We start from the raw sequence: 23,404 nt of genomic DNA on the forward strand, positions 1-23,404 counted from the left end.
CGAGCCTGCGACCTTCCCTGTCAATCGCCGGTTTGCGCTAATGGGAAGGTAAAAGCCTAAAGCCGCTGCACGCGGATGGACTGGCGATGAAGGGAGGCGGCCCCGAAAACCGTCATGAAAGCGATATCCGTCGCATCGCGGCCCACGGCGATGCGGACCATGGTTTCCATGGGCGCCAGATCCGTGGCATCGACCAGATGCCATGCCCCATCCAGCCAGACTTCGACCACGGCATGGAAGTCGGGCGGATCGAGGTCCAACGCATAGACGGAGACGAGCCGGGCCGGAATGTCGCAGGCGCGGATGAGCGCGGCGGTCAGATGGGCATAGTCGCGGCAGACGCCCTGTTGGGTGACGAAGCTGTCGACCGCGCTGGTCGTCACGTCCGAACTGCCCGGCACATAGCGCAGATTGTCCCGCACCCATTGAACCAGCGCCTGCACCAGCGCGCCGCCCTCCAGTCCGGGGAAATGCCCTTCGACGAAGCTGGCGAAACGGTCCGCCTCGCAATAGCGGCTGGGCCAGATGAAGGGGAGCACCAGTTCGGGCAAATCGGGCAAGGGCGACTTACGCAGTCCCGAAAGATCGGGCGCGATCCGCTCCACCTCCACCGTCGCATGGTAACGCAGCGTCATCCGGCCCACGCCCGCATGGGTCCATGCCCGACGGCCCACGGCGCTGCCTCCGCCCAGAGTGGAGACAGGCCCCGCCCCTTGGATGGTCAAAGACTGTTCCACCACATGCTGGTCTGGCATTTCCGCCGGTTCCAGCGCCAGCAGGACATCGGCCGGCTCGGCAAAATCATAATCCAGCACGGTTTCGATTCCGAGGCGCATGCCTGCCCTTTCCCTTGTCCCGCAACACAACCGGTCAGTCCTGTGTCCGTTCCTCCCCCCGCGATGCTCCAGCCATTTATATGGCCGAGACGAAAGGAAAGGCGATTATGTCGCTTGCAATTCCGAATGGCGGTTTTGGGTGGGAAGTGGACGGTCTGCTATTCCCATCTCCGTTCGCCCCGAGCGAAGTCGAAGGGCGTAAGGGAGGCCCTTCGACGCCGCCTGCGGCGGCGCTCAGAACAGGCTTCGACTTCGCTCAGCCCGAACGGAGGTGAGGTGGCGGCTATATGGCCGGAACCCGCCATTTCCGTCCCCAAAACAAAGGCGGTTCTATCATTTGCACGTTCCGCTTAACGGCAAGGTCTGGCCGAAAGCGGCCCTTCAGTCACTCCGGTTTACAAACGACATGATCGTCCATGTAAAAGGCCCGCCACGCGCTTTTGCGCGGCGGGCCTTTTCAGTGCGTGAAGCATGAGACGGGCAATCTTGCGCCGACCAGCCTCCGGTTGATCCGACCGGAGGTTGCAGTCAGCCCCTATTCGCCATCGTCATCCGCTTCGGGTCCGGCCATCATCCCTTCAGCGACCTCTTCGGTCTTGCCCCGGATCGCCCGTTCCAGACGATCCGCCATTTCGGGATTTTCCTTGAGGAAGGTTTTCGCATTTTCCCGGCCCTGACCGATGCGGACCGAGTCATAGGAGAACCATGCTCCCGATTTCTCGACCACGCCGGCCTTGACGCCAAGGTCGAGGATCTCGCCGATCTTGGAGATGCCCTCGCCATACATGATGTCGAATTCGACCTGCTTGAAGGGCGGGGCGACCTTGTTCTTGACCACCTTCACGCGGGTCGCGTTGCCGACGATGTCGTCGCGATCCTTGATCTGGCCGGTGCGGCGGATGTCCAGGCGGACGGATGCATAGAATTTGAGCGCATTGCCGCCGGTCGTCGTTTCCGGATTGCCGTACATGACGCCGATCTTCATGCGAACCTGGTTGATGAAGATCACGATGCAGCGCGAACGGCTGATCGACCCGGTCAGCTTGCGGAGCGCCTGGCTCATCAGGCGGGCCTGGAGGCCGACATGGCTGTCGCCCATTTCGCCTTCGATTTCCGCGCGAGGGACCAGCGCCGCGACCGAGTCCACCACCAGCACGTCGATCGCATTGGAGCGGACCAGCGTGTCGACGATCTCCAGCGCCTGCTCGCCGGTGTCGGGCTGCGACACGATCAGTTCGTCGATGTCCACGCCCAGTTTCTTCGCATAGCCCGGATCGAGCGCATGTTCCGCATCGACGAAAGCCGCGACGCCACCACTTTTCTGCGCTTCGGCGATGACGTGCAGCGCCAATGTGGTCTTGCCCGAGCTTTCCGGCCCGTAAATCTCTATGACGCGCCCACGGGGCAGGCCGCCGATGCCGAGCGCGATGTCGAGACCCAGCGAGCCGGTCGAAATCGACTCTATCTCTATCTTTTCGCGGCTGCCCAGCTTCATGGCCGAACCTTTGCCAAAAGCGCGGTCGATCTGGGAAAGGGCCGCTTCCAATGCTTTCTGTCTGTCCATTGTCCCTGTCTTTTTGGAATCGATGAGTGAGAGCGTTGCGTTCATGGCCCTGTCCCCTGTCAAGCGGAACGCGCCGATTCTTCCGGCGCCTGGCCATCATGTATCCCGTTTGTTCCATAAGAACAAGAGGGGAACGGAATTTTCCTATTTCCTCTCCAGCGCCTTGCCCAGCGCGCGTTCCACCGCCCCAATAGTGAAAGGTTTGGCCAAAGTGGGCCGGTCCGCGTGACTGGTCGGCAGGTCATCGGCCATCCCGCCCGTCGCGAACACGAAGGGAATGGCATTTTCGACGAGAATGTCGGCGACCGCCCAGCTTTTCTCCCCTTGAAGATTGCAGTCCAGCAACGCGGCATCGAAGCCGCCCTGCCGCGCAAACGCGCAGGCTTCCTCCACCGAGGTCGCCAGCCCGTGCAGCCGGTAGCCCAACGTATCGAGATAATCCTCCAGCATCATGCCGATCATCGCTTCATCTTCGACGATCAGGATGGATTTGCCGTCCGACATGCCAGCCTTCCCTGTTAGAAAACGCTTCGCTATCGTATCGGATACGGCTTGCCCAGCCCTAATGCCTTGATCGAGCGCAAGGTCATTCCACCCCCGGACCCAGGGCCAGCGCATCCCGCGCGGCTTCGGCCAACTGGCTGACGGAGAAGGGTTTGGGCAGGAAGGCGACATGGGCGATGTCGATCGACTTGCGGAGCTGTTCCTCGGCATAGCCCGACATGAAAAGCACCGGCAGATCCGGATACATCTGGCGCGCGCGCGCGACCATCGACGGGCCGTCCATATTGGGCATGACCACGTCCGATATGAGCAGGTCGATCCTCTCCTCCCCGGCCAGAACCTCCAGTCCCTGTTCGCCGTCGCTGGCGGTCAGCACCTTATAGCCCTGCCGCACGAGCGCGCGTTCGGCGACGGCGCGGACCATGTCCTCATCCTCCACCAGCAGGACGGTGCCGGTGCCCCAAGTCTCGCTGCGGCGGACGGGGGCCTGCGGCTTTGCGGCCTGATCGACGTCCGCGCCCTGATAGACGGGCAGGTAGATGACGAAACTCGCGCCCTGTCCCGGATCGGATTCGGCGAAGATATAGCCGCCCGACTGCTTGACGATGCCATAAACGGTCGAAAGGCCAAGGCCGGTGCCCTTGCCCAGTTCCTTCGTGGTGAAGAAGGGTTCGAAGATCTTGGCAAGCACGTCCGGGGATATGCCAAGGCCGGTGTCGGATACGCGCAGGGCGGTGTAGTCTCCCGCCGGCAATATCTGATGGCGCATTTCGCGCACGCGCGCGGCGGGCACGGCGTAGGTCTGGATGTTGAGCGTGCCGCCTTGCGGCATGGCGTCGCGGGCGTTGACGGCCAGGTTCACGATCACCTGCTCAAGCTGGCCGGGATCGGCGCGCACCGCGCCCAGATTGCGGCCGTGGCTTACCTCCAGCTTCACGCTTTCGCCCAGCAGGCGTTTGAGCAGGTTGGAAACATCGGCCACGATGTCGGGAAGCTGGAGAATCTGCGGCCGCAACGTCTGCTGGCGGGAAAAGGCGAGGAGCTGGCGGGTCAGCCCGGCCGCGCGGTTGCTGTTGGACTTGACCTGCTGAATATCGTCATAATCGCTGTCGCCCGGCGTATGACGCATCAGCATCAGGTCGCAATGGCCGATGATGGCGGTCAGGATATTGTTGAAGTCATGCGCCACGCCGCCCGCGAGCTGACCGATGGCCTGCATCTTGGTCGCCTGCGCCACCTGCCGCTTGAGCTTGCTTTCCTCGCTATTGTCCTTGAGGCTGAGGAGCACCGCCGCTTCGCCAAGGCCGCGCACGCCCGCCAGGCTGAGCGCGGTCGGATCGTCGGGCTGGCCGCGCATCCGCACGGCAATGTCGCCCGACATTTGCGGACCGACCGCAAAACGGCGCACAGCGTCGGCCACGGCGGCCTGATCCTCCCGCACGACGAGATCGCCGGGATAGCTGGGCTTGTCGCCGGGCTTCAGCCCGACCGCGCGGCCAAAGGCATTGTTGAGGAAGAGCACGCGCCCGTCCCGGTCCGCCATGGCAAGGCCGAAGGGCAGCAGCGACAGCAGGGTTTCGATGTAGGAAAGCGCCGATGTCCCGCCACCGCCGCCCGGTTCGTCGATGAGGAGGAGGGGCTCTGTTGCAAAGATTGGCGGCAGTCAGAGGTAGGCTGTCGCTCTGCGCCGATCAGGCGGCTGCTGCGAAATGGTGGTTGAGCATGCCCATGGCCTCCGTCAGCGCCGAGGGCCCAATGCCAAAAGCTCTCTCCACAAGGCGCACCTCGCCCCTGATGCCGGGCTGCAGGCACCAGGGGCGAGCCTGTCCTTTGCGCAGGGCTCGCATGACTTCGAATCCCTTGATCGTGGCATAGGCCGTGGGGATCGATTTGAAACCGCGCACCGGCTTGATCAGTATCTTGAGCTTTCCGTGATCGGCCTCGATCACGTTATTGAGATACTTCACCTGCCGGTGGGCCGTCTCCCGGTCCAGCTTTCCTTCGCGCTTCAATTCGGTGATCGCTGCACCATAGCTCGGCGCTTTGTCGGTATTGAGCGTGGCAGGCTTTTCCCAGTGCTTCAGGCCTCGCAGGGCCTTGCCCAGGAACCGCTTCGCTGCCTTGGCGCTGCGGGTCGGCGACAGGTAGAAATCGATCGTGTCGCCCCGCTTGTCGACTGCCCGGTACAGGTAGGTCCACTTGCCCCGCACCTTGACGTAGGTTTCATCCAGGCGCCAGCTCGGATCAAAGCCACGCCGCCAGAACCAGCGCAGCCGCTTCTCCATCTCCGGGGCGTAGCACTGGACCCAGCGATAGATCGTCGTATGGTCGACCGAAATGCCGCGTTCCGCCAGCATTTCCTCAAGGTCGCGATAGCTGATCGGATAGCGACAATACCAGCGCACCGCCCACAGGATCACATCACCCTGGAAATGGCGCCACTTGAAATCCGTCATCGTTCCGTCCGTCCAATCTCCGCCAAGCATGCTCAAGCTTCACGATTTTTGCAACAGAGCCGGTGTGGAAGGGCGAGAAGGCCGCGAAGTTGAGCGACGTGATCGGCGCCGGCCTCGCCCGCCACGAGAAATTGCCGACGAGCTGGCTCCAATAGGCCGCCTCCAGCGCCGCGCCCTCGCGTGCCGCGACCATGCCTGTATCGGCCAGCGCAGCACGCGCGATCGACATATTGTCGCGCAGGCCCTTCAAGCTGTCGGAATAGACCGCGAGCGTGAAATGATGATCGCCCAGCACGAAGTCGTTCGACATGAGCTTGTCGGCGGCATGGGAGAGATCGAGCATCTGGCTGACCGCCCGATCCTCCGCGTTCTCCATTTGTTTCTGACGCAGGCGGAACCGTTCGGAGGCGGCGGCGCGCCCGAGGAAGGTAAAGGATTGCGTCAGCACGAAGCCGAAATCGACCGCCAGGAGCGACTGGAACTGGCGCGGCGTCGTGTAGGCTGGATATTCGCGGATACCGAAGATGCCGCCAAAGGCGCTGCGATCGGCGTCGCGCACTTCGACGGTCTCGCCGCCGAAGACGACGCGCTGGCGGTAGAGGGCGCTGCCGAGATGACCGCGAATGACGGGGACGCGGCGGTGCCGGCCCGTCATCACCATTTCGGCGACTTCCATCGTCTCGGAAAATTTGATGCCGTTATGGCCGTAGATCGACAGCCGGCGCGGCGCGCAGCGCGCCATCAGCTTCGCGAAATCGCGCGCCTTGTCCTCCAGCGCCTCCAGAAGATCGGCATCGACCGCATCGGCCTCCGCGCCCGCCCTGGCCTTGTTCTTGAAGAGCTGGACCAGCATGTCCGCGCCGTGGACCGAAGGGCGCAGCACCAACGTCACGAAGAAGCGGTTGATGAACATCCGCTCCTTGTTCATCCGCGCAAAATAGGCGGCGTCGAGATCGCGCGCGAAGCGCGAGCGGAAATTGCCGCCGGGATATTGCTCGACCCGCGCGCGCACCAGATGCGTCCAGACCGACAGGCGATCGTCGTGCAGGTTGCGCAGCGTGCCGTTCAATTTGGCGTGCCAGTCGTTGAGATCGCGCACGTCGGCGGTCTCGAACGCGAGGCCCTGCAGCTCGAACGCGACCATGATCGCGCCGGAATCGAGCATCACCATGTCGTCGGTGACATGCCGCGCATAAGGCAGGAAGCGCGTCGGCATCACTTCCTTGAGCGCGACCTTGAGCGGCACCTGATCGGCGAGCTGACTGGATCTAGCCATTGCGCCCGAACCCCCGGCGCTTGATGCCCTTCAGCGGGAGCGGCGTGTAGCTGGACCCGCCCCAGAAGGCCCGATTGGGATTGGCTTGTTTGGTGCGGCCCCACAGGAACAGGAGCCGGAAAGCGTTGACGTCATGGCGCACGACGAGGCGCGAGATGCCGAACATCACCGCGCCCAGCACTGCGCCGTAGAGCGGATTGGCGGTGCCGATCAGGGTGATGACCGAGGCGAGCAGAACAACCACGGCCGCCTCGATCGGGATGCCGGCGAACAGCGCAGGCCGCGTCACCGCCAGAAACAGCGGATTGCGCACCATGACTTCATGCTCTTCCTCCACGCCACGCACTCCCAAAACAGGTGAGGACGGGGCGCTGTTCGCGCTCCGCCCCCATAACGATCAGCCCTGGAGCTGGTCCACGATCCACGGCGCCGAGAAGATGAGCGCGATGCCGATGATGACGGTGACGAGCGCACCGGTGTTGACCCGGCCCGTCAACCACCCGAACCCCGCCGCGATGATCGCGAGAATGGCGACGATGCGCAGCAGGCCGTTGCTGAGCAGATCCAGCACCGACTGGCCGAAGCTCTCCAGATTGGTCTGCGCGAACGCCGGCTCGGCCGACAGCAAGGATGTCAGCGCCACCAGGCCGAACATCGCGGCGAGGTCGGCCGCCTTGCGCCGGCGCGGCGTCAGCGCGCCCAGGCGGGCCATGATTTTCGATCGGAGGGCGAGCGCCGGCCCACCGAGCATGACGAGGTTCATCGCTGTTCTCCTTCTGCGAGCCGCACGCGCTCGTATTGCGCCCGCGCGAACACGTCCCACGCGGGCGGCGGTGGTGAAGGCGCGGGCTGCGCGTTCGCGGACGTGTTTTCCTCGACGAGCGCGGCGAGCTGCGCGGACGCGCTCGAACCTTCGTCTGCATTTGGGCTGATTATGGGGCTGGCGCTGGCTTGCGCGGAGATCGGGGCCAGCGGCATCGCGGCGCGGATCGCGACGGGGCGGATGCCGTTGGCGACGCCGGCATTGCCCACGACCTTGCCGACATAGCCATTGGCAAAGCCGCGCGAGCGCGAGCCGGTGTTATACATGGAGAGCGCGATGCGCAGCGCGCGCTGGGGATGCAGCCCCGCGCGCACGCTATGATAGTTGCCCGACAGCACCCCGCCGGCAGCCGCGATGTTCGTGCATGGGTCGAACACAGTTTCCCAAGAGAGGCCGAGTCGCTTCATGTTGCGCGAATTGATCTGGCCGAGGCCCAGATCGACCGAATAGCCCTGGCCCACATAATGGCGCGCGGTCTCGATCGCGTTTTCAAGGCTCGTCGGCACGATCTTGCGGCCGAGGCCGTTGACGTTGATAGCCCATTCGAAGCCCTGGCTTTCGGTCTGGACGATCGCCGCGATCGTGGCGGGCGCGACATCCGGCGCGCATTGCGCCGCGAGCCCCATGATGACCGCGGCGGGGAGTGTCATTGCGCTTCCAGTGCCCGTGCAGCGCCGCGCCGGCCCGGCTGTGCCGGGGCGCTCGCGCGTGCAAAGGAAACGGTTGCCGCGCGGGATGCAAACAAGCGATTTGCCATGTTTTCACTCCACTGGTGAAATCAGGCTAAATTGCTCCAGGTTGTTTGCCTACCCAGAATCCGACAAAGGTTCATATTGGAGGTTTCGTCCTGCCCCACTAAAATGCCGCTTCGTCCCTCGAACCGGGATAAGGGTGGACATGGATCACGCCGTCATAGCCATATCCCAATATGATATGGCGGATCGCGGAAGCTGCCTTTTTATACAATCGGATACGCTTTTTGTCGTAGAGGCCGACATGATACATCGACGTGCCACGCCAGCTCACGCGAACATTGATGAGCCACTTGCCCGTATCATGCTGGTGAACATGGACGTCGGTAATCGTGCCCCCCAGGGGCCGCATCGAGGTCAGTTCGCGTTCCAAGATAAGCTCTAATTCCATGCCGCCCCTGCATAAGTGATTTCATAGCTTTTCGCTGGTGCTCTTTCTTGCCGCGCACTAGCCTATGCGTCCTTCAAAGGAGGTATCCAGATATGGCGCGACAAGAAAGGGCGTCGATCGAGGCGGACGCGGACCGCGTGGTCCGTCAGCTCGGCGGCAAATGGACCGGCGACTTCGCGATGTGCCGCTGTCCCGCGCATGCCGACGGCAAGGCCAGCCTGTCGATCCGCGTCGGCGAGCGCGCGGTCCTCTTCCATTGCTTCGCGGGCTGCACCGCCGATGCGATCATGGCGGCGCTGCGCTCGGGCAAGATCCTCGCAAGCCCCGATCACGATCCCGGCCAGCGCCAGGAGGGGAAGGGGGACTTGAACAAGCTCGCCCTCGCCGTGTGGCGGCACGCCGAACCCTTCACCGGCACGCTCGCCGACCGCTATCTGCGCGAGACGCGGCTCATCATCCCCGATGGCATCAACGCGCGGTTCGATCCGCGCTGCCAGCTCGGCGCCGGCGCCGCCAAGGCGTTCGCCCCGGCGCTGATCGTGCCGATCGAGGAAGACGCCGGCGTCGTCGCCATCCACCGCACCTTCCTCACCCCCGATGGCCGCGACAAGGCGGCGGTCGAGGAGCCCAAGCGGATGCTCGGCAATCCCGGCGCGGGCGCGGTGCGCTGGGGCGGCATCCCGCTCGACGGCATCCTGCGCCTCGCCGAAGGCGTCGAGGACGCCGCCAGCGTCATGAACATGCTCGGCCCGGGCCGCTTCGTCTGGCCGGTGCTGGGGATCGAGCGCTATCAGGCGATCACGATCCCCGAGAGCGTCCATACCGTCGTTATCTACAGCCAGCATGGGCGCGAGGCGGCGCGCGCGATCGCGCGCGCTACCCCGCACCTGACGGCCAATGGCCGCCAGCTCGCGGTCAAGCCGCCGCCCCATGCCGGCGACTGGAACGACCTGTTGCGCGAGATCCGGTCGCTATGAAGCTGTTTCCCGGCGCGACGGCGTTCCAGCGGTGGACGATGGGGATCAGCTTCGTCGTCGTCGCGCTCTATGCGATTTCGCAAAATAGGGAATCGCTGGTCGAAGCCTCGCGGACCCGGCTGGCATCATCGTCTCCGGCGATCATTGACGGCGATACGATCGATTTTCCCACAGCAAGGGTGCGGATTATCGGGATCGATGCGCCCGATGACGATGTGCCGCAGCTCAAGGCGATGGCGAGCCAGGCCTTGCGCGATCTGACGAACCGCGATGGCGGGTTGGACTGTTCGGTGTCGATGTTCGACTATGCGCTGCGCCGGGAGAACCAGTGCCGCACCGATGCGAAAAGTTCGGGCCGTCTCAATCTGGCGTGCCGCTTTCCCGCGAACCGGGCCAGTGTCGGGGCAACGCTGGTGGCTCAGGGCTATGCCGTCGATTACCGGGTGTTCTCAGGGGGAGCCTATGTCGCGCTGATGCAGCAGGCAGCGGCGAAGCGGGCGGGACTATGGGGCGTCGACTATGAAGCGATGCGCCAGTTGGCGGTGCGCAGGGCACAGGTGCCCAAGGGATGCAGCACAGGCACCATCGCGCGATGATCGGGCAAGGTGTAACCGGGATAGCCAAGATAGGGCCGGAAACGGCGTCAGAAGCGCCAGGAAGGCACCCAGAAAGGCCACAAGGGGTCCGGGCCTGCCTTCGGCCCGCGCTCTACGGCGCGCCGCTCTGGCGGCGCTCCACGGAACCCCGCGCACGGGTTTCCGCCCATCCGGGTGACGATCAGGCTAGGCCACAGATGACCGCCCGTGCGGGCGGGCGCGGCGTGCCGGGTCCGGCACGCATATGATCGAGCGCGGCTCTCCCCAAGCGATCCGCGTCGGCCGCTGGGGCATGGCGCTCGCGCTCGTGATCGGCGCGGTGCCGATCGGCCGCCTCATCCGCAATTTTCCCTATCTGCTGCCCAATCGGCTTCCCGGCCTCATCCTCTACGAGCTGGGGCCGGGGCTGATCCTCGCCGCCGCGATCGGCACCGCCATCGCCGTCACCCGCGACAGCGGGCCGCGCTACGGCATCGCCGCACGGCTCGCGCTGTTCCTCATCGCCGCGCTGGTCGCCGGCGCCGTCACGCTAGGAATCGAGTTCGCCGGCGTCCTGCAGGGCCAATGGCTGTGAGCGGTCCGAAACCCGTTGCACCCCGCGAGCCGCGCGCCCCATCATCCTTTCCGCGTCCTTTCCGTCCTTCAGGCGAGCCCGTCCCATGACTTTCGACCCATCCATGATCCACAATCTCGCCGCGGAAATGTTCTGGCGCACGGCCGAGACAATCGGCGTGCCGGAAGCCAACCGGCTCGTGCTGGAGAGCGAGGGCGCGATCCTGCTGGAGCAGGACTATGCCGAGGATCTGTGGCAGGCGTTCCCGGTCCCCTCGCTCACCGAGGCCGAGGCGCGCGCGGTGCTGAACGCGGTCGCCGCCGAAGCCCATGCCTATGCGCGCGACGAGGAAAACATCCAGGGCAGCATCTATCTGGAGGACCGCGACACGGGCCGCTCGCCCAGCGCCGCCGCCATCGACTGCGCGCCCCTCGCGATCGTGCCGACATGCGCCTACAAGAGCCCCGTGGAGCGTCTTGGCCGGCTTTGCCTGCGTCACCCCCTCCCGGCGGTCGTCTTCGCGCCACGCATGCCCCAAGGCACGCTGATCGAGGTCGCCGACACTGAAACGGCGCTCGGCTTCGCGATGCCGATGTTTCTCATCGTCACCGGCACCCAGCAGATCGATGCCGCGTCGGTCGTGCTGATGGGCTATTTCATGATCCCGACGCCCAGCCTCCAGCACGGCGCGCTCTGGGATCGTGTCATCCAGAATTCGCAGCGCGTGACGGAGGCGATACACTTCGGCCGCGATCTGGAAGTCACTTTCACCTGGCCGGATGAGGTCGGCGAGGCATAGCGTGCGGCGCCTGCCTTGAAACCGATGGCAGTTTTTGCCATTATATTTGGCGAGGTGATTTTATGGCGTCGATGAATGTCTCTCTTCCCGATCCCATGCGCGACTATGTGCAGTCGCGCATCGACAGCGGCCACTATGCCAGCGTCAGCGACTATGTGCGCGACCTGATCCGGCGCGATCAAAGCGAAGTCGTCGACGAGGAACGCTGGCTGAAGGAGCTTGATGCCTCGATCGAAGAGGGCCTGAAGGAGATGGAGGCCGGTGGCGGGCACGATCTCGATGAAGCCTGCGATGCGATCATTGCCAACCTCCGCGATACCGCCGATCGCAAGCAGCACTGATGCTGGTGCGGCTGTCGTCGCGAGCCGTTCGCGACCTGGAGGGGATCAGGACGCGGATCGCCGAGGATAATCCCGCGCGATCCGTGACCTTCATCGCGGAGGTGCGCGAAGCGGCCGCCCGTATCGGCGGGATGCCACGGGCCTTCCCGCTGGTGCCGCGTTACGAGCATCACGGCATCCGCCGCCGGTCCTATAAAGGCTATGGCATCCTCTATTCGGTGCAGCCCGATCGGATCTTCGTCCATCGCATCATCGGTCCCGGCCAGGATTATGATCGCGCGCTAGGGCTGGCCTGACCCGGCCATATGTGAGGGAGCGCGCCGGTGACAATCGATATCGATGACATGGCGGTTGAAGGCATCATCAGCGCATGCGGCGATCAGGGCGGCGCGATCCTGTTTATCCGCCCCGTCACATCCGCGAGCTAATGACTTCCCGAGACGTTCGCGGGCGGCAGAACCCGCGCGAGATAGTCCCCGATCCGGTCGGGGCAAGCGACATCGAAGGTCGCGCCGACATAGCCGTCAGGCCGCACGAGGACCGCGCCGCCGCTGGCCAGACCGAGCTGGTCCGATGGATCGCGCAATTCCGCGCCGTCGCCAATCGTCACCACGCGCACGCCTTCGCGCGGCGGCGCGGCGGGGCTATAGCCGGGTTCGGAAACGAGCAGCGTCCAGTGCGGCCCGGTCAGCACGTCGAACAGGCGGCGCGGCTGTCCCGCCGCCCCGATCAACGCCGCGTCGGGCATCCGGTCGCCCGCCAGCGGCCCTGTCGTTCGGGCACCGGCATCGTGCGACAGCGCCGATCCCGCATAGCCGATATCGAGCTGGTGCGTGTCGCGTCCGCGTAGGCCGCCGCCCTGCTGGTGGTGCCCTTCGAGTAGGCGGGTCGACAGGCCCAGCACGTCGGCCGCGACCGCACGCCGTTCCTCTTCATAGGTATCGAGCAGCGCGTCAGGCGCGCCGGCGAGGACCGCGGCGAGCTTCCAGCCCAGATTATAGGCGTCCTGAATGCTGGTGTTGAGCCCTTGTCCCCCGGTCGGCGGATGGATATGCGCGGCGTCGCCGACGAGGAAGATCCGGCCCGCGCGGTAGCGATCGGCGAGACGCGCGTTCATCGCACAGGCCGATGCCCAGGATACCGAGCGCAGCTCGATATCGCGCCGCCCCGTCCGCTCGGCGATCATCTGTTCTAGCCCTTCGGCCGAGAGATCCGGTTCGCCTTCCAACGGGATCGGCGCTTGCACCTGAAACAGATCGGTGCCGGCAAGCGGGCAGATCGCCACGAGCCGTTCCATGTCGCCGTCGTTGAACTGGTGCCAGGCATCGCGTGTCAGACCGCTCAAGCGCACGTCGGCGACGACCGCGCGCACCCCCAGTGTCTTGCCGGGAAAGCCGATGCCGATCGCACCGCGCACGAAGCTGCGCCCGCCATCGGCGCCGATCAGGTAGCGCGCGTGGATCAGCTCTTCGTCATCGCCGCGCTTGAGGCGCGCGATGACGCTGGCGTCGTCCTGCTCGAAACCCGCAAGCGCGGTGCCGAACGTCACTTCATGGCCCAGCTCGGCAAGCCGCTCGCGCATCACCCCTTCGGTCAGGAATTGCGGGATCATCAGCGCCAGCAGATAGGGCGTGTCGGCCGATGCAGGCCGCGCCTCGAACACCGTCGTTTCCGCGTAGCTGCCATCGGCGCGGTAGTTGCGCATCGGAGGATAGAGTCCGCCCGCCGCCACGATCCGGTCGATGATGCCGAGATCCTCGAACACTTCCTGCGTGCGCGGCTGAATGCCTTTGCCGCGCGAGCCGCCGAACGGACAATCCAACTGGTCGATGATGCGGAACGACAGCCCGCGCCGCGCTAGATCGATCGCCAGCGTCAATCCGGCGGCGTGGGCTCCACAAATCAGGACGTCGATTTCAGCTCGCTCTTCCACGTCTAACTCCTGTGGGCGGACGATTGCGCGCGCTGCCTACCGCGTAGGGTGTGCCATGTGGCACACCTGTCGGCGATCTTTCGCGCCGGTGAGCGTTGCCAAAGCGCTCACCGCTTAGAATTTGACGGGGATCGTCAGTTACACTTCGGCAGCCATGTCCGCGGGGACATTGACAGTGCTGGTCAGCGTCTTGAGGCGCTGTCGTGCTAGCTGCATTGGCAAAGGCATTGCCGTTTATCAGTGGAAACGGTCGAAGGTCGTCGACGATGTTCCCCGAGCGGAGGGACGCGATCCGCATTAGGTAGATCATGTACGCCACGGCAGAAGATCACAGCGCTGATTGCGCCCGCTATTCGCACTCATTTGTTCAGGGGATTGCGTGCGAGCACCCACGCTGCCCATAGCCACCCTATGATCAGCACCGTGCCTCCAACCGGCGTCACCGCGCCGAGCCAGCGGGGTCCGCCGATGGCCATGAGATAGAGGGAGGCTGCAAACAGGCACCCGCCTCCGAGCAGGGTCGCGGCGGCACGCGGGGCTCGTCCCATGATTGCCAGAGCGGCAACTGCGTGGATCAACTGATAGATTCCACCTGTTCGCAGCCATTCGGCCTCCTGCGGACCGGATGCACCGTGAGCGCCAAATGCGCCCGCCGCTACCGCAAGGGTCGCCGACAGGGCGGCAATTAGTCCGATCATTGCGCACATCCTTCCACGCTTTCTCCGCGTTTCCGCACGCTGAATCGGCAGCGAGCGGCCAGCGTCACGGCGCGCATTTCCGCTGCGACACCTTGTCCGTCGTTGAACAACCAAGGCTGGCCAACAATGCGACCAACCGCCTGCAGGCAGGATCTCCTCACAGCGGGCTCCGCCCGGCATCCTCTTGCCGTCGAAGCGCCTCTCTTCCCTTGAGGATTCGTCGCACCTCGGCTTCGTACTCGACCGCAAGGAAGCGATGGCGCGAGGCGATCTCGGGCGTCGCCGCGGTCTCGGCTGCTGCGCGCTCCTGATGCGCCCGCGTTTCATAGTAGCTCAGATGGTCGGCATGAGGATCGGTCATAGAGTCTCCGCAGCAAGTGGGGACCGGATCGGAATGCCCGTCGAGCGGCAAAGGGGGCCTGTCTGCCGGCCGCGGCCAAGCTGGGGCATGCGAGGCCGCATCGGGGGCGGGGATGATGGCCGGCAGACAGGCGGCAGGATCATGGGCAGTCCTCTCCTTTCGCTCATGATCCCACCAAGGCATTCTGGTCGTCGCGTGGTGAAGACGCGGATTTCGCGCATCAATGCCCCCCGCTCATGTCGATTGGTCCCTTGGGTTTGGGAGCAAACCAGATCAGGACAGCGCCCAATGCGAAGCACATGGCAATCGCCGCGAACATGTTGAGCGTCGCCAGCATCACACTCTGGCCCTCGACCATTCCGGACAGCATGGCGGTCGCCCTTTCGTGCGACATGCCATCCGCCATCATCCCATCGATCGTGGCCTGGCCCTGCGTCATGGCGCCGACCAGCTCGGTCTGGTTCTGCCGCGCCGCGCTTGTCCATCCTGTCTGGACAAGCGATGCGGCGAACGCGCCTCCGAGAGTCCGCATGAAATTGGAGATGCCGGCCGCGTCCGCCTGCTCCTCCCGGTCCACGCTGGCCATGCAAATCCCCGTCATGGGAATGAAGAACATCATCAGGAAGGGCCCGGTCATGAGCATCGGCCATGCCATCTGGAGAAAGGTCATGTCGGGCGTGAAGCCCATGCGGTAGACGGCTCTGTTGCAAAAATCGTGAAGCTTGAGCATGCTTGGCGGAGATTGGACGGACGGAACGATGACGGATTTCAAGTGGCGCCATTTCCAGGGTGATGTGATCCTGTGGGCGGTGCGCTGGTATTGTCGCTATCCGATCAGCTATCGCGACCTTGAGGAAATGCTGGCGGAACGCGGCATTTCGGTCGACCATACGACGATCTATCGCTGGGTCCAGTGCTACGCCCCGGAGATGGAGAAGCGGCTGCGCTGGTTCTGGCGGCGTGGCTTTGATCCGAGCTGGCGCCTGGATGAAACCTACGTCAAGGTGCGGGGCAAGTGGACCTACCTGTACCGGGCAGTCGACAAGCGGGGCGACACGATCGATTTCTACCTGTCGCCGACCCGCAGCGCCAAGGCAGCGAAGCGGTTCCTGGGCAAGGCCCTGCGAGGCCTGAAGCACTGGGAAAAGCCTGCCACGCTCAATACCGACAAAGCGCCGAGCTATGGTGCAGCGATCACCGAATTGAAGCGCGAAGGAAAGCTGGACCGGGAGACGGCCCACCGGCAGGTGAAGTATCTCAATAACGTGATCGAGGCCGATCACGGAAAGCTCAAGATACTGATCAAGCCGGTGCGCGGTTTCAAATCGATCCCCACGGCCTATGCCACGATCAAGGGATTCGAAGTCATGCGAGCCCTGCGCAAAGGACAGGCTCGCCCCTGGTGCCTGCAGCCCGGCATCAGGGGCGAGGTGCGCCTTGTGGAGAGAGCTTTTGGCATTGGGCCCTCGGCGCTGACGGAGGCCATGGGCATGCTCAACCACCATTTCGCAGCAGCCGCCTGATCGGCGCAGAGCGACAGCCTACCTCTGACTGCCGCCAATCTTTGCAACAGAGCCGCGTGGAGCGCCCCGGTTAAGGCTAGGTAGTTTATGTCGTGACCTGCGGCGGTAGCGAGCGGGCCGAATTGGCCCCAGCCCGTCATCCGGCCGTAGACAAGTCGCGGGTTGCGCGTGAGCATGACCCCCGGACCAAGTCCCAGCCGCTCCATTACGCCGGGCCGATTGCCCTCGAACACCGCCTCTGCCTTGTCGCAAATGTCGAGACACAAGGCAACGGCATCGGGCTGCTTCAGGTCCAGGATGATAGTCCGCCGCCCCCGCGCGTCCAACCGTTCGGGCGTGGGATCGCTGGCCCCCTTACGCTCGATCCGCAGAACGTCAGCACCCATATCCGAGAACATCATCCCGGCGAAGGGGGCCGGGCCAAGGCCAGCGAACTCGACAACACGGATGGCCGCAAGGGGGCCTTTGGCGTTGCTCACTTCGGCTCCTCTCTCTCGTCCCGACCCGCATGACGGACAAGCGGCACTGCAACTTGCGGCTCGGTTCCGGGGCGGGCCACCCCTCAGGGTCGCCGGCGACACCGCTTCTCGCTGCGGTCGCGCTCCGCCCATAGTGTTTCGGGCAAAGACGAGTCCAGAGCGAAACGCACGCCGCGACGGATCAGGCCGTAGGCCCGCGGGAGCCTGGGACGCAAACCGACGTCCCCCGGTCGCAGCCGCTCAGCGCCTGGTCGCCAACGACCTCGCAGATCATGCTGCAGTTCCCCGCGGGTTCGACGGGCTGGTCTAGGTCTATGCGGCATCAACCCAGTGCAGCGTGTCGCACAGGTTGGGACATGTCCATGTCCGCGAGCTCATGGCCGCGCTTAAAGTCAGTCACGTGCTTCTCCATCCACTCCTTCGATTTCCGGGTATCATGGTCGCGGAGCGCGTCCAGGACATTCTGATGCGCGACCAGAAGGCGCTCGCCGGCGTTGAGTCTGTTCATGACGGTGTAGAACGGGGGGTAAAAAAGCGAAGTCAGCGGTTCCCTCGCCAACTGGAGAGCCCGGTTCTTCGAAGCCTCGGCGATCAGGTCGTGGAACTCAATATCCAAGGCTGTGAGGCTTTCCTTGTCCTCGAGCGCCCGGCGGGTGGCATCGAGATTGGTCTCGAGAGCAGCGATGTCGGCGGCGTCTGCGCGCTGAGCGGCCGCCTGGGCCGCAGCGGTCTCCAGGGCGTACATGGCTTCCCAGAGTTCATCGAAGGTCACCTGCTGCATGACCATGGCCTGGGTCATGCGCTTCGAAAAGTCGCTTGACAGACGGCGGCGAAGAGCTCAACACTTAGTTCAGGGAGGATTAGAACATGACCCAAGCGATAGATGCGGGCGAGCGAGTTGTTTCTTTGGACTTAGAGACACATGGTCCGGAGGCATTGATTAAGCGGGCCGCAGAGCTGGTCCCATTGCTGCGGGAGAACGCCGTTCGCTGTCATAATGAAAGGCGAATTCCCAGCGAAAACTTGTCCGCGATGCGACAGGCAGGGCTCCTACGCATGAGCCGCCCCCGGCGATACGGGGGCCACGAGGCTATGGTTGCAACCAAGACAGCCGTCTTTGGCGAGCTTGCCCGCGGCTGTGGCTCCACCGCGTGGGTGACTACACTCTACGAAGACGCGGCCTTTCTGATATCTCTCTTTCCTGACGAGGTTCAGGATGAGGTCTTCGCCGACCAGGACACCTTAATCACGGCGACGTTGATCCCGGCGGGGAAGGCTCAGCCGCAGGGTGAAGGCTTTCTCGTCAACGGCAAGTGGCCATTCAACACCGGCTGTCTTGACGCCACCTATGTGGTCGAGCCGGCCGTCGTGGAATTGTCTAAGGGCGCCCCAGAGGTGTGTCTATTCCTGATGCCATACTCGGAACTGGTGATCGAAGACGATTGGTCCCCCGTGGGATTGCGCGGCACCGGAAGCAACAGCGTCAGGGCGAAAGACGTCTATGTCCGCCCGGAGCGCATGCTTCGCCTTGCTGACGTGATGCGGGGCATTTACGGGACGAAGTTGAACAAGGGCCCCCTCTACCGGGTCCCGCCGATACCTTACATCGTCAGCAGCGCCGGAGGCACCTTTCCTGGACTAGCCCAGAGCGCTTTTGAGCTCGTTACCGAGCGCCTCGTCGGCCGGCCGATCACCTACACGCTATACACCGACAGGGCGCAAGCGCCCGTCACCCATTTGCAGCTTGGCGAAGCGGCGCTGAAGATCAAGGCGGCTAATCATCTAATGACGGAAGTCGCAGATCGGCTTGATCGACGTGCGCTAAACAATGAGGCTCTTACGCCGGACGAGGGGCCAATGATTTGGGGGATTATCGGTTACACTAGTCGGATCTATGCTGAGGTGATCGAATCGCTCAGGCAGATGAGCGGCGCGAGCGCGTTGAGCGAGACCTCTGCGATCCAAGCTGTGGCCCGTAATGCGCAGGCTCTCGCGACCCACGCGATGCTGATCCCAACCACCGGGATCGAGCATTACGGTCGCGCGATTTGTGGCCTACCACCTAATACGCCGTTCCTTTCATCTTAACACGGAACATGCCTGCTCTAATCAGCCATGGTGCGAATACCTTGATATGCGGACGTAGTCGGCACGGGATTCGTGCGGGCCAACAGGACGGTTCCTGGATGCTTGCGATATGCCGGAGCGCCTTCGGAGCCCTATGGAGCAAAGACGATGGCTTACTTGAACGGAGCGCCGTCTCTTGAGCCTACTCTCGTGGCGGTACCGCGGGGCGGGCCTCAGTTGAAGGGTGGGCAGTTCGGGCTGCGGAAACAGCCTGTGGTCCATTATGGCGTGCGGCTCGCGACCGCTCTAAGTGGGGCTGCGGGTACACCAGGGATGCGGCGGCTTCTCCCGGTGGTGACGCCCGCATTGCTGGGAGACAGTCACGTCAGCGACGCACTCGTCGCGCTCGGGTCTGTGGCTGCGCCCGTGTTCAGCGAGGTGCGGCCTCACACTCCATTTGACGCCGTTCTTTCTCTCATCACCAGGATCGAGCGCTTAGCACCGGACGCCCTCCTGGCGATAGGCGGGGGCAGCACGATCGACGCCGCGAAGATAGCGAGTTTGGCATTGGCGGCGGGTGCGCGTGATCAGGACGCGCTCCTTGCGCTGAGCAGCGTTCCGGATAGCCGCGGAGACCTGACTATAGCGCCGGTTCCGCCATCCCTTCCCGTGATCGCTGTACCGACCACCCTGTCGTCGGCGGAGCATGGAATGATTGGCGGGGCGACACATGCTGGGATCAAGCATCTCTTCAAATCTTACGATCTCCCGCCCAGCACCATCATCTACGATCCGTGGCTCGCCACTGGCACGCCGCTCACACTTTGGCTCGCCACGGGGATCCGCTCCCTCGACCATGGGATCGAGACATTCCTGTCGCGAGATTCCAACCCCTTTACCGATGCCCTTGCGATGCGTGGCCTAGCGCTTCTCCGAGAAGGCCTACCCACTGCTTATAGACGCCCGGATGACGCGTGCGCACGGCACACGTGCCAGATGGGCGCATGGCTGAGCGGGTGCAGCATCGGCCGCGTGCGCTATGGTGCCAGCCACGGCATCGCGCATCAACTTGGTGCCATAACTGGTGTGCCACATGGGCTCACGTCATGCGTCCTGCTGCCCGCGGTTCTGGCCTATAATGAAAGCGTCTCCGCCGACAAGCAGGCGCTAATTGCAGCAGCCCTAAATTGCCATGGTGCACGGGCGGCGGACGCAGTTCGCGATCTCATCCGGTCGCTCGGATTGCCAACGCGCATATCGGAACTGGGTGTCGGGAGGGAAATGATGCCGCGAGTTGCGGAAAGCGCCCTAAACAATGCATTCGTGAGAGCAAACCCTCGCCCAATAAAGTCGCCGAGCGACATATTGGAGATTCTCAATATGGCCTACTAACACTGGAAGCAGTATAGACGATTAGAGTAGGAAAAACGTGTTGGGTGAAGCGAAGCCCGGCCAAGGCGGCTAGGAGTATGTGGGTCTGACAGCTGATTTTCGGAAGGATGGCGCGCTATAGGCGCTGTAAACACAAGGGCGGGATGCAATGTATACTAACAGCGCGGTGACGAAGTCGGTTTTCAGCCGGGTCTGTCAGCGCCTTCAGGGGTAAAAACGATGAGGAGCATGGCCCTTTCTCCGTCGAACTCGGCGACGAGGGCGATGACGAGCGCAACATCGGTCTGAACTACGAACAAGAATGCCTTGGATGCGCCCCTGGCGCCCCTCGGAGTGCCGCAACCGAACAGGGCGCGCATGAGAATGCCAAGATTGAACCCGGCGACGTGGATCAAATAACGCTTGTGAACATTCTCGCGCCCGCGCAGCCACGCGCGGCGCATGCCGCCGCGATCCAGGACGTGGGCAAAGCTACGCTCGACCATCTCACCACGCTTGCGCATCGCCTTGCGTCCGACGGCGGATTTCAGGCGAGACCGATTGGCGTAGACGGCCTTCTGGGCAGCCTCGTCGCCGTGCCAGCGCAGATATCCATTCGGCGGTGCCGGCTCGGCGATGCGCGTCTTCCAGATGTCGCCGTCGAGACCCTTGAGGAGCTCGCGCGAATGATAGCCTTTATCGGTCACAAGATCGCAGGGATCCCCGGACGTCGGCGCCAGGCCAATGTCGGCGAGGTTGCGTGCTGCCGTCTCCAGCGTGGCGTCGAGCGTTGTCGTGTCGCCCTTGTCGGCCGGGTGGATCGGCGCTGCCACGATAACACCCGTGTCGAGATCGACCGCGTGTTCGGGCTTGTAGGCCAGACGCGTCGAGCCGTTCTTCATCCGCGCGACCTTCGCGTCGGGATCGGTCTTGCTCGCCCAGTCCGCATTCGACAGCTTCTTGCCCTTGCGTTTGCGATCGAGCCGGACAAGGTCGTCGATCGTCGGCGTGTCGATGCCGCTCTCTTGCGCCATGCGCACCAGCATCTCGCGGTAGGTCTCGCCATTGTCACGCCGCACGATGGTACGCAGCGCGGCGTTCGCCTCCATGGTCGAGCCATCGACGCCGATCCGCTCGCCTTTCACCAGATCGTGCCCGGCGACGAGGGCCAGTACCCAGCCGAAGATCTGGTCATGTACCTCGTGCGGCAGGCGGCTCCGCGTCTTCGACAACCAGCTATGATCAGGGACCTTGTCGCGGCTCGACAGTCGCAGGAACTCCCGCAGCGACAGCGAATCCGAACAGCGCCAGACAATCCCGCGTTCGCTGTCGATGCCCTCGAAATAGCCGATCAGCAGCATGCGGAAATAGCGGCCCGGCGGCAGCGACGGGGCTCCCATCCGCGGCGCATAATAGGGCTTGCACGTCTTCTCGACAAAGCCATCGAAGCCCGCCTCGGCCAGCAGCTTCTGGAGCTTGTCGTAGAAAACATGCCCCGGTGAACGCGGTATCTCCGCCCACGTCACGATCAAATCGGACTGGACCTCGCTATCACGCCCCATCGCCATCGCCGCTAACCCGCCAGACAATCCCACTGCCGCACTGAATCAGCCACCGCCGACTTCGTCAACGGCCTGCTAAACTGATTGGCGGCGCGGCGGCCGCTTTGTGCGTCTGGACGCCGGCCCTAGCGACTGAAACCGCGGGCGGGGCCTATCCGAACGGGGCGGAGGCGCTCGCGATTGCGGTGGTGCCGCCGCCCGGACTCTACTTCCTGAACTACACGACTTCCTATAACGCCGACCGCCTTAACGACCAGAACGGCAACAGCGCCGTTCCGAAGTTCGCGCTCGACGCCTATTCCGAGGTGGGGCGCTTCATCAATGTGACGCCCTATAAGTTCCTGGGCGCTAACTGGGCGCAACAAGCCTTTGTTTCCGTGACCAGCCTCACCGTCCACGCCGCAGGTCAACATCAAAGTAAGTTCGGGTTCGGCGATCTTATCGTCGATCCCTTCATCCTTGCTTGGGGCAAGAACGACACGCATTTCGTGGTCGGCATGGATACGTTTGTGCCCACAGGGGGGTACAACAAGAATGACCTCGCCAACATCAGCCGCCATTACTGGACTTTTTAGCCAGTCGTCGCCTACACCCATGTCGATCCGAAGGGCGGGTGGGATATCAGCATAAAGCTGATGTACGACTTCAATACAAAGAACACCGCTACGGATTACAGCTCCGGTCAAGAGTTCCACACCGATTTTGGGTTGGCCTACAATTTCAATCCGGTCACGGTTGGTGTTAACGGCTATTACTATCGACAAACTACGGCTGATGAGCAGTTCGGCCGGAGGGTGGGTCCTGATGGCTATGAGGGTGAGGCGTTCGCTCTCGGTCCCGTCGTCCGATATCAACTCGGTCCGGTTCCGATCGCGCTTCAGTATCAGCACGAGTTACTCGCGCACAATAGACCAGAAGGCGATAAAGTGTGGCTCAAATTCGCTTTGCGGCTTTAGTTGTAACGGTCGGCGGACACCTACGAGCGCCAGGAGGTCGGTCGCGAGCGTCGTTATGACACCTCAATGAGCTTTGAGCTCCGGACCAATCGCCAGGAAGGCGCTCGGACGAACACGTCGTTCGTGGGAAGCCGATGGTCGGCTGCGGCCCTGTTATGGCAGACAAAGATGCCGTTTACGCCTGGAGTGGCCTGCGTCGTCACGCTCTCAACCCACCACAACTCGGCGACGATCTCCTCAGGGTTGGGACACCTGGTTCACATTTAAGCCTGCTCTGGGCTGAAGCCTGAAATGTGGCAGGATCAATTCGTTGGGGGAGATAGGTAAGACATGGTTTGCCTCACTAGGACCGTTTGGAGAATTCAGACCGCCCCACGTGAAGCACTTGGGCGGTTGACCATTGCGCCACAGATCAGCAATCGCTGGATCTAACTCGGAGACAACTTTGAGCTCCGCTGAGATTACAACGTAGGAGAAGCCAAAGTCCAGATAGTGATTAAGAATCTCCAGCGGGTTAGCAAAAGTAAATGGGCAGCGTCGCGGGTGGTCGTTTTTTGTGTCTAGCGGGTTCGAGTAAAATCTAGAA

General features: G+C 63.3%; 24 protein-coding genes and 3 pseudogenes. 10 read left to right on the forward strand and 17 right to left on the reverse strand.

From position 1 onward, the window contains the following. Positions 1-56: 56 nt before the first annotated feature. From ATN00_RS00695 to ATN00_RS23250, 10 genes and pseudogenes are all read right to left on the reverse strand, one after another. Entirely contained in the window at positions 57-836 is a 780-nt protein-coding gene (locus ATN00_RS00695) for a transglutaminase-like domain-containing protein (protein WP_062060949.1), read from the reverse strand. Between the two features lie 535 nt (positions 837-1,371). Further along, positions 1,372-2,445 carry a recombinase RecA gene (gene recA / locus ATN00_RS00700; RefSeq protein WP_062060953.1) on the reverse strand — a complete coding sequence of 358 codons (1,074 nt, stop codon included), beginning with the start codon at positions 2,443-2,445 and terminating at the stop codon, positions 1,372-1,374. 99 nt (positions 2,446-2,544) lie between these two features. Further along, entirely contained in the window at positions 2,545-2,904 is a 360-nt protein-coding gene (locus tag ATN00_RS00705; protein WP_062060957.1) for a response regulator, read from the reverse strand. A gap of 82 nt (positions 2,905-2,986) precedes the next feature. Further along, positions 2,987-4,540: pseudogene (locus tag ATN00_RS00710) on the reverse strand (ATP-binding protein); the annotation flags it as partial. 55 nt (positions 4,541-4,595) lie between these two features. After that, positions 4,596-5,360, reverse strand: a complete 765-nt coding sequence (locus ATN00_RS00715; RefSeq protein WP_001389365.1) for an IS6-like element IS6100 family transposase — start codon at positions 5,358-5,360, stop codon at positions 4,596-4,598. Beyond that, positions 5,326-6,636: a VirB4 family type IV secretion/conjugal transfer ATPase gene (locus ATN00_RS00720; protein ID WP_420496686.1), complete on the reverse strand. Its 1,311-nt coding sequence runs from the start codon at positions 6,634-6,636 to the stop codon at positions 5,326-5,328. Before ATN00_RS00720 ends, ATN00_RS00715 begins: the two co-directional genes overlap by 35 nt. Further along, positions 6,629-6,973 carry a VirB3 family type IV secretion system protein gene (locus tag ATN00_RS00725; protein WP_420496687.1) on the reverse strand — a complete coding sequence of 115 codons (345 nt, stop codon included), beginning with the start codon at positions 6,971-6,973 and terminating at the stop codon, positions 6,629-6,631. The genes ATN00_RS00720 and ATN00_RS00725 overlap by 8 nt, the downstream gene beginning before the upstream one ends. 60 nt (positions 6,974-7,033) lie before the next feature. Then, positions 7,034-7,399: a TrbC/VirB2 family protein gene (locus tag ATN00_RS00730; RefSeq protein ID WP_231746344.1), complete on the reverse strand. Its 366-nt coding sequence runs from the start codon at positions 7,397-7,399 to the stop codon at positions 7,034-7,036. Then, a complete protein-coding gene (locus tag ATN00_RS00735; RefSeq protein WP_062060964.1) occupies positions 7,396-8,109 on the reverse strand; it encodes a lytic transglycosylase domain-containing protein in 714 nt (237 codons plus the stop codon). The genes ATN00_RS00730 and ATN00_RS00735 overlap by 4 nt, the downstream gene beginning before the upstream one ends. Before the next feature lie 205 nt (positions 8,110-8,314). Then, a complete protein-coding gene (locus ATN00_RS23250; protein WP_062060967.1) occupies positions 8,315-8,602 on the reverse strand; it encodes a hypothetical protein in 288 nt (95 codons plus the stop codon). A gap of 92 nt (positions 8,603-8,694) precedes the next feature. Between ATN00_RS23250 and ATN00_RS00745 the strand changes: the two genes are divergently transcribed. The 6 genes from ATN00_RS00745 (at position 8,695) to ATN00_RS00770 (ending at position 12,164) form a co-directional block, all read left to right on the forward strand. Continuing rightward, positions 8,695-9,579, forward strand: coding sequence for a DUF7146 domain-containing protein (locus tag ATN00_RS00745; protein WP_231746345.1), 885 nt, complete (start codon positions 8,695-8,697; stop codon positions 9,577-9,579). Then, complete coding sequence (locus ATN00_RS00750) at positions 9,576-10,175, forward strand: thermonuclease family protein (RefSeq protein WP_231746346.1); 600 nt, start codon at positions 9,576-9,578, stop codon at positions 10,173-10,175. The genes ATN00_RS00745 and ATN00_RS00750 overlap by 4 nt, the downstream gene beginning before the upstream one ends. Positions 10,176-10,419: 244 nt before the next feature. Continuing rightward, complete coding sequence (locus ATN00_RS00755; RefSeq protein ID WP_231746347.1) at positions 10,420-10,749, forward strand: hypothetical protein; 330 nt, start codon at positions 10,420-10,422, stop codon at positions 10,747-10,749. An 85-nt stretch (positions 10,750-10,834) separates the two neighbouring features. Continuing rightward, the gene (locus tag ATN00_RS00760; protein ID WP_062060970.1) at positions 10,835-11,527 is read left to right on the forward strand and encodes a hypothetical protein; all 693 of its coding nucleotides are present in this window, start codon (positions 10,835-10,837) and stop codon (positions 11,525-11,527) included. A gap of 62 nt (positions 11,528-11,589) precedes the next feature. Then, positions 11,590-11,868 (forward strand): type II toxin-antitoxin system ParD family antitoxin, encoded by a 279-nt coding sequence (locus ATN00_RS00765; RefSeq protein ID WP_082635046.1) that lies wholly within the window; start codon positions 11,590-11,592, stop codon positions 11,866-11,868. Then, a complete protein-coding gene (locus tag ATN00_RS00770) occupies positions 11,868-12,164 on the forward strand; it encodes a type II toxin-antitoxin system RelE/ParE family toxin (protein ID WP_062060973.1) in 297 nt (98 codons plus the stop codon). Before ATN00_RS00765 ends, ATN00_RS00770 begins: the two co-directional genes overlap by 1 nt. A 128-nt stretch (positions 12,165-12,292) precedes the next feature. On the opposite strand, the gene ATN00_RS00775 is transcribed toward ATN00_RS00770, so the two are convergent. The 4 genes from ATN00_RS00775 to ATN00_RS00790 all read right to left on the reverse strand — a co-directional run bounded on the left by ATN00_RS00775 (position 12,293) and on the right by ATN00_RS00790 (position 15,548). After that, the gene (locus ATN00_RS00775; RefSeq protein WP_062060976.1) at positions 12,293-13,801 is read right to left on the reverse strand and encodes an FAD-dependent oxidoreductase; all 1,509 of its coding nucleotides are present in this window, start codon (positions 13,799-13,801) and stop codon (positions 12,293-12,295) included. Between the two features lie 359 nt (positions 13,802-14,160). Next, the gene (locus tag ATN00_RS00780; RefSeq protein ID WP_062060979.1) at positions 14,161-14,499 is read right to left on the reverse strand and encodes a DUF423 domain-containing protein; all 339 of its coding nucleotides are present in this window, start codon (positions 14,497-14,499) and stop codon (positions 14,161-14,163) included. A 157-nt stretch (positions 14,500-14,656) separates the two neighbouring features. Continuing rightward, a complete protein-coding gene (locus ATN00_RS00785) occupies positions 14,657-14,860 on the reverse strand; it encodes a hypothetical protein (protein WP_062060982.1) in 204 nt (67 codons plus the stop codon). Positions 14,861-15,080: 220 nt separating this feature from the next. After that, on the reverse strand, positions 15,081-15,548 hold the full coding sequence (locus ATN00_RS00790; RefSeq protein ID WP_062060985.1) for an efflux MFS transporter permease: 468 nt from the start codon (positions 15,546-15,548) through the stop codon (positions 15,081-15,083). A gap of 70 nt (positions 15,549-15,618) precedes the next feature. On the opposite strand from ATN00_RS00790, the gene ATN00_RS00795 reads away from it, so the two are divergent. Further along, the gene (locus tag ATN00_RS00795; RefSeq protein ID WP_001389365.1) at positions 15,619-16,383 is read left to right on the forward strand and encodes an IS6-like element IS6100 family transposase; all 765 of its coding nucleotides are present in this window, start codon (positions 15,619-15,621) and stop codon (positions 16,381-16,383) included. A 113-nt stretch (positions 16,384-16,496) separates the two neighbouring features. Here the strand turns inward: ATN00_RS00795 and ATN00_RS22655 are convergent. Continuing rightward, positions 16,497-16,994, reverse strand: a pseudogene (locus ATN00_RS22655) (CoA transferase); the annotation flags it as partial. Positions 16,995-17,184: 190 nt separating this feature from the next. Further along, a complete protein-coding gene (locus tag ATN00_RS00805) occupies positions 17,185-17,661 on the reverse strand; it encodes a FadR/GntR family transcriptional regulator (RefSeq protein WP_051743924.1) in 477 nt (158 codons plus the stop codon). Between the two features lie 68 nt (positions 17,662-17,729). Here ATN00_RS00805 and ATN00_RS00810 point away from each other — a divergent pair, with 68 nt between their 5' ends. Together ATN00_RS00810 and ATN00_RS00815 are read left to right on the forward strand one after the other, a co-directional pair. Then, the gene (locus ATN00_RS00810) at positions 17,730-18,950 is read left to right on the forward strand and encodes an acyl-CoA dehydrogenase family protein (RefSeq protein ID WP_062060991.1); all 1,221 of its coding nucleotides are present in this window, start codon (positions 17,730-17,732) and stop codon (positions 18,948-18,950) included. A 312-nt stretch (positions 18,951-19,262) separates the two neighbouring features. After that, positions 19,263-20,321 carry an iron-containing alcohol dehydrogenase gene (locus tag ATN00_RS00815; protein ID WP_257720652.1) on the forward strand — a complete coding sequence of 353 codons (1,059 nt, stop codon included), beginning with the start codon at positions 19,263-19,265 and terminating at the stop codon, positions 20,319-20,321. A 182-nt stretch (positions 20,322-20,503) separates the two neighbouring features. Here the strand turns inward: ATN00_RS00815 and ATN00_RS00820 are convergent, their stop codons facing one another. After that, entirely contained in the window at positions 20,504-21,868 is a 1,365-nt protein-coding gene (locus tag ATN00_RS00820; protein ID WP_013039168.1) for a transposase, read from the reverse strand. A gap of 182 nt (positions 21,869-22,050) precedes the next feature. Between ATN00_RS00820 and ATN00_RS23830 the strand changes: the two are divergent. Then, positions 22,051-22,818 (forward strand): annotated as a pseudogene (locus ATN00_RS23830) (SphA family protein). Positions 22,819-23,404 lie beyond the last annotated feature (586 nt).

Origin of the sequence: Sphingobium baderi (genome assembly GCF_001456115.1) — a bacterium.
Lineage (GTDB): Bacteria > Pseudomonadota > Alphaproteobacteria > Sphingomonadales > Sphingomonadaceae > Sphingobium > Sphingobium baderi_A.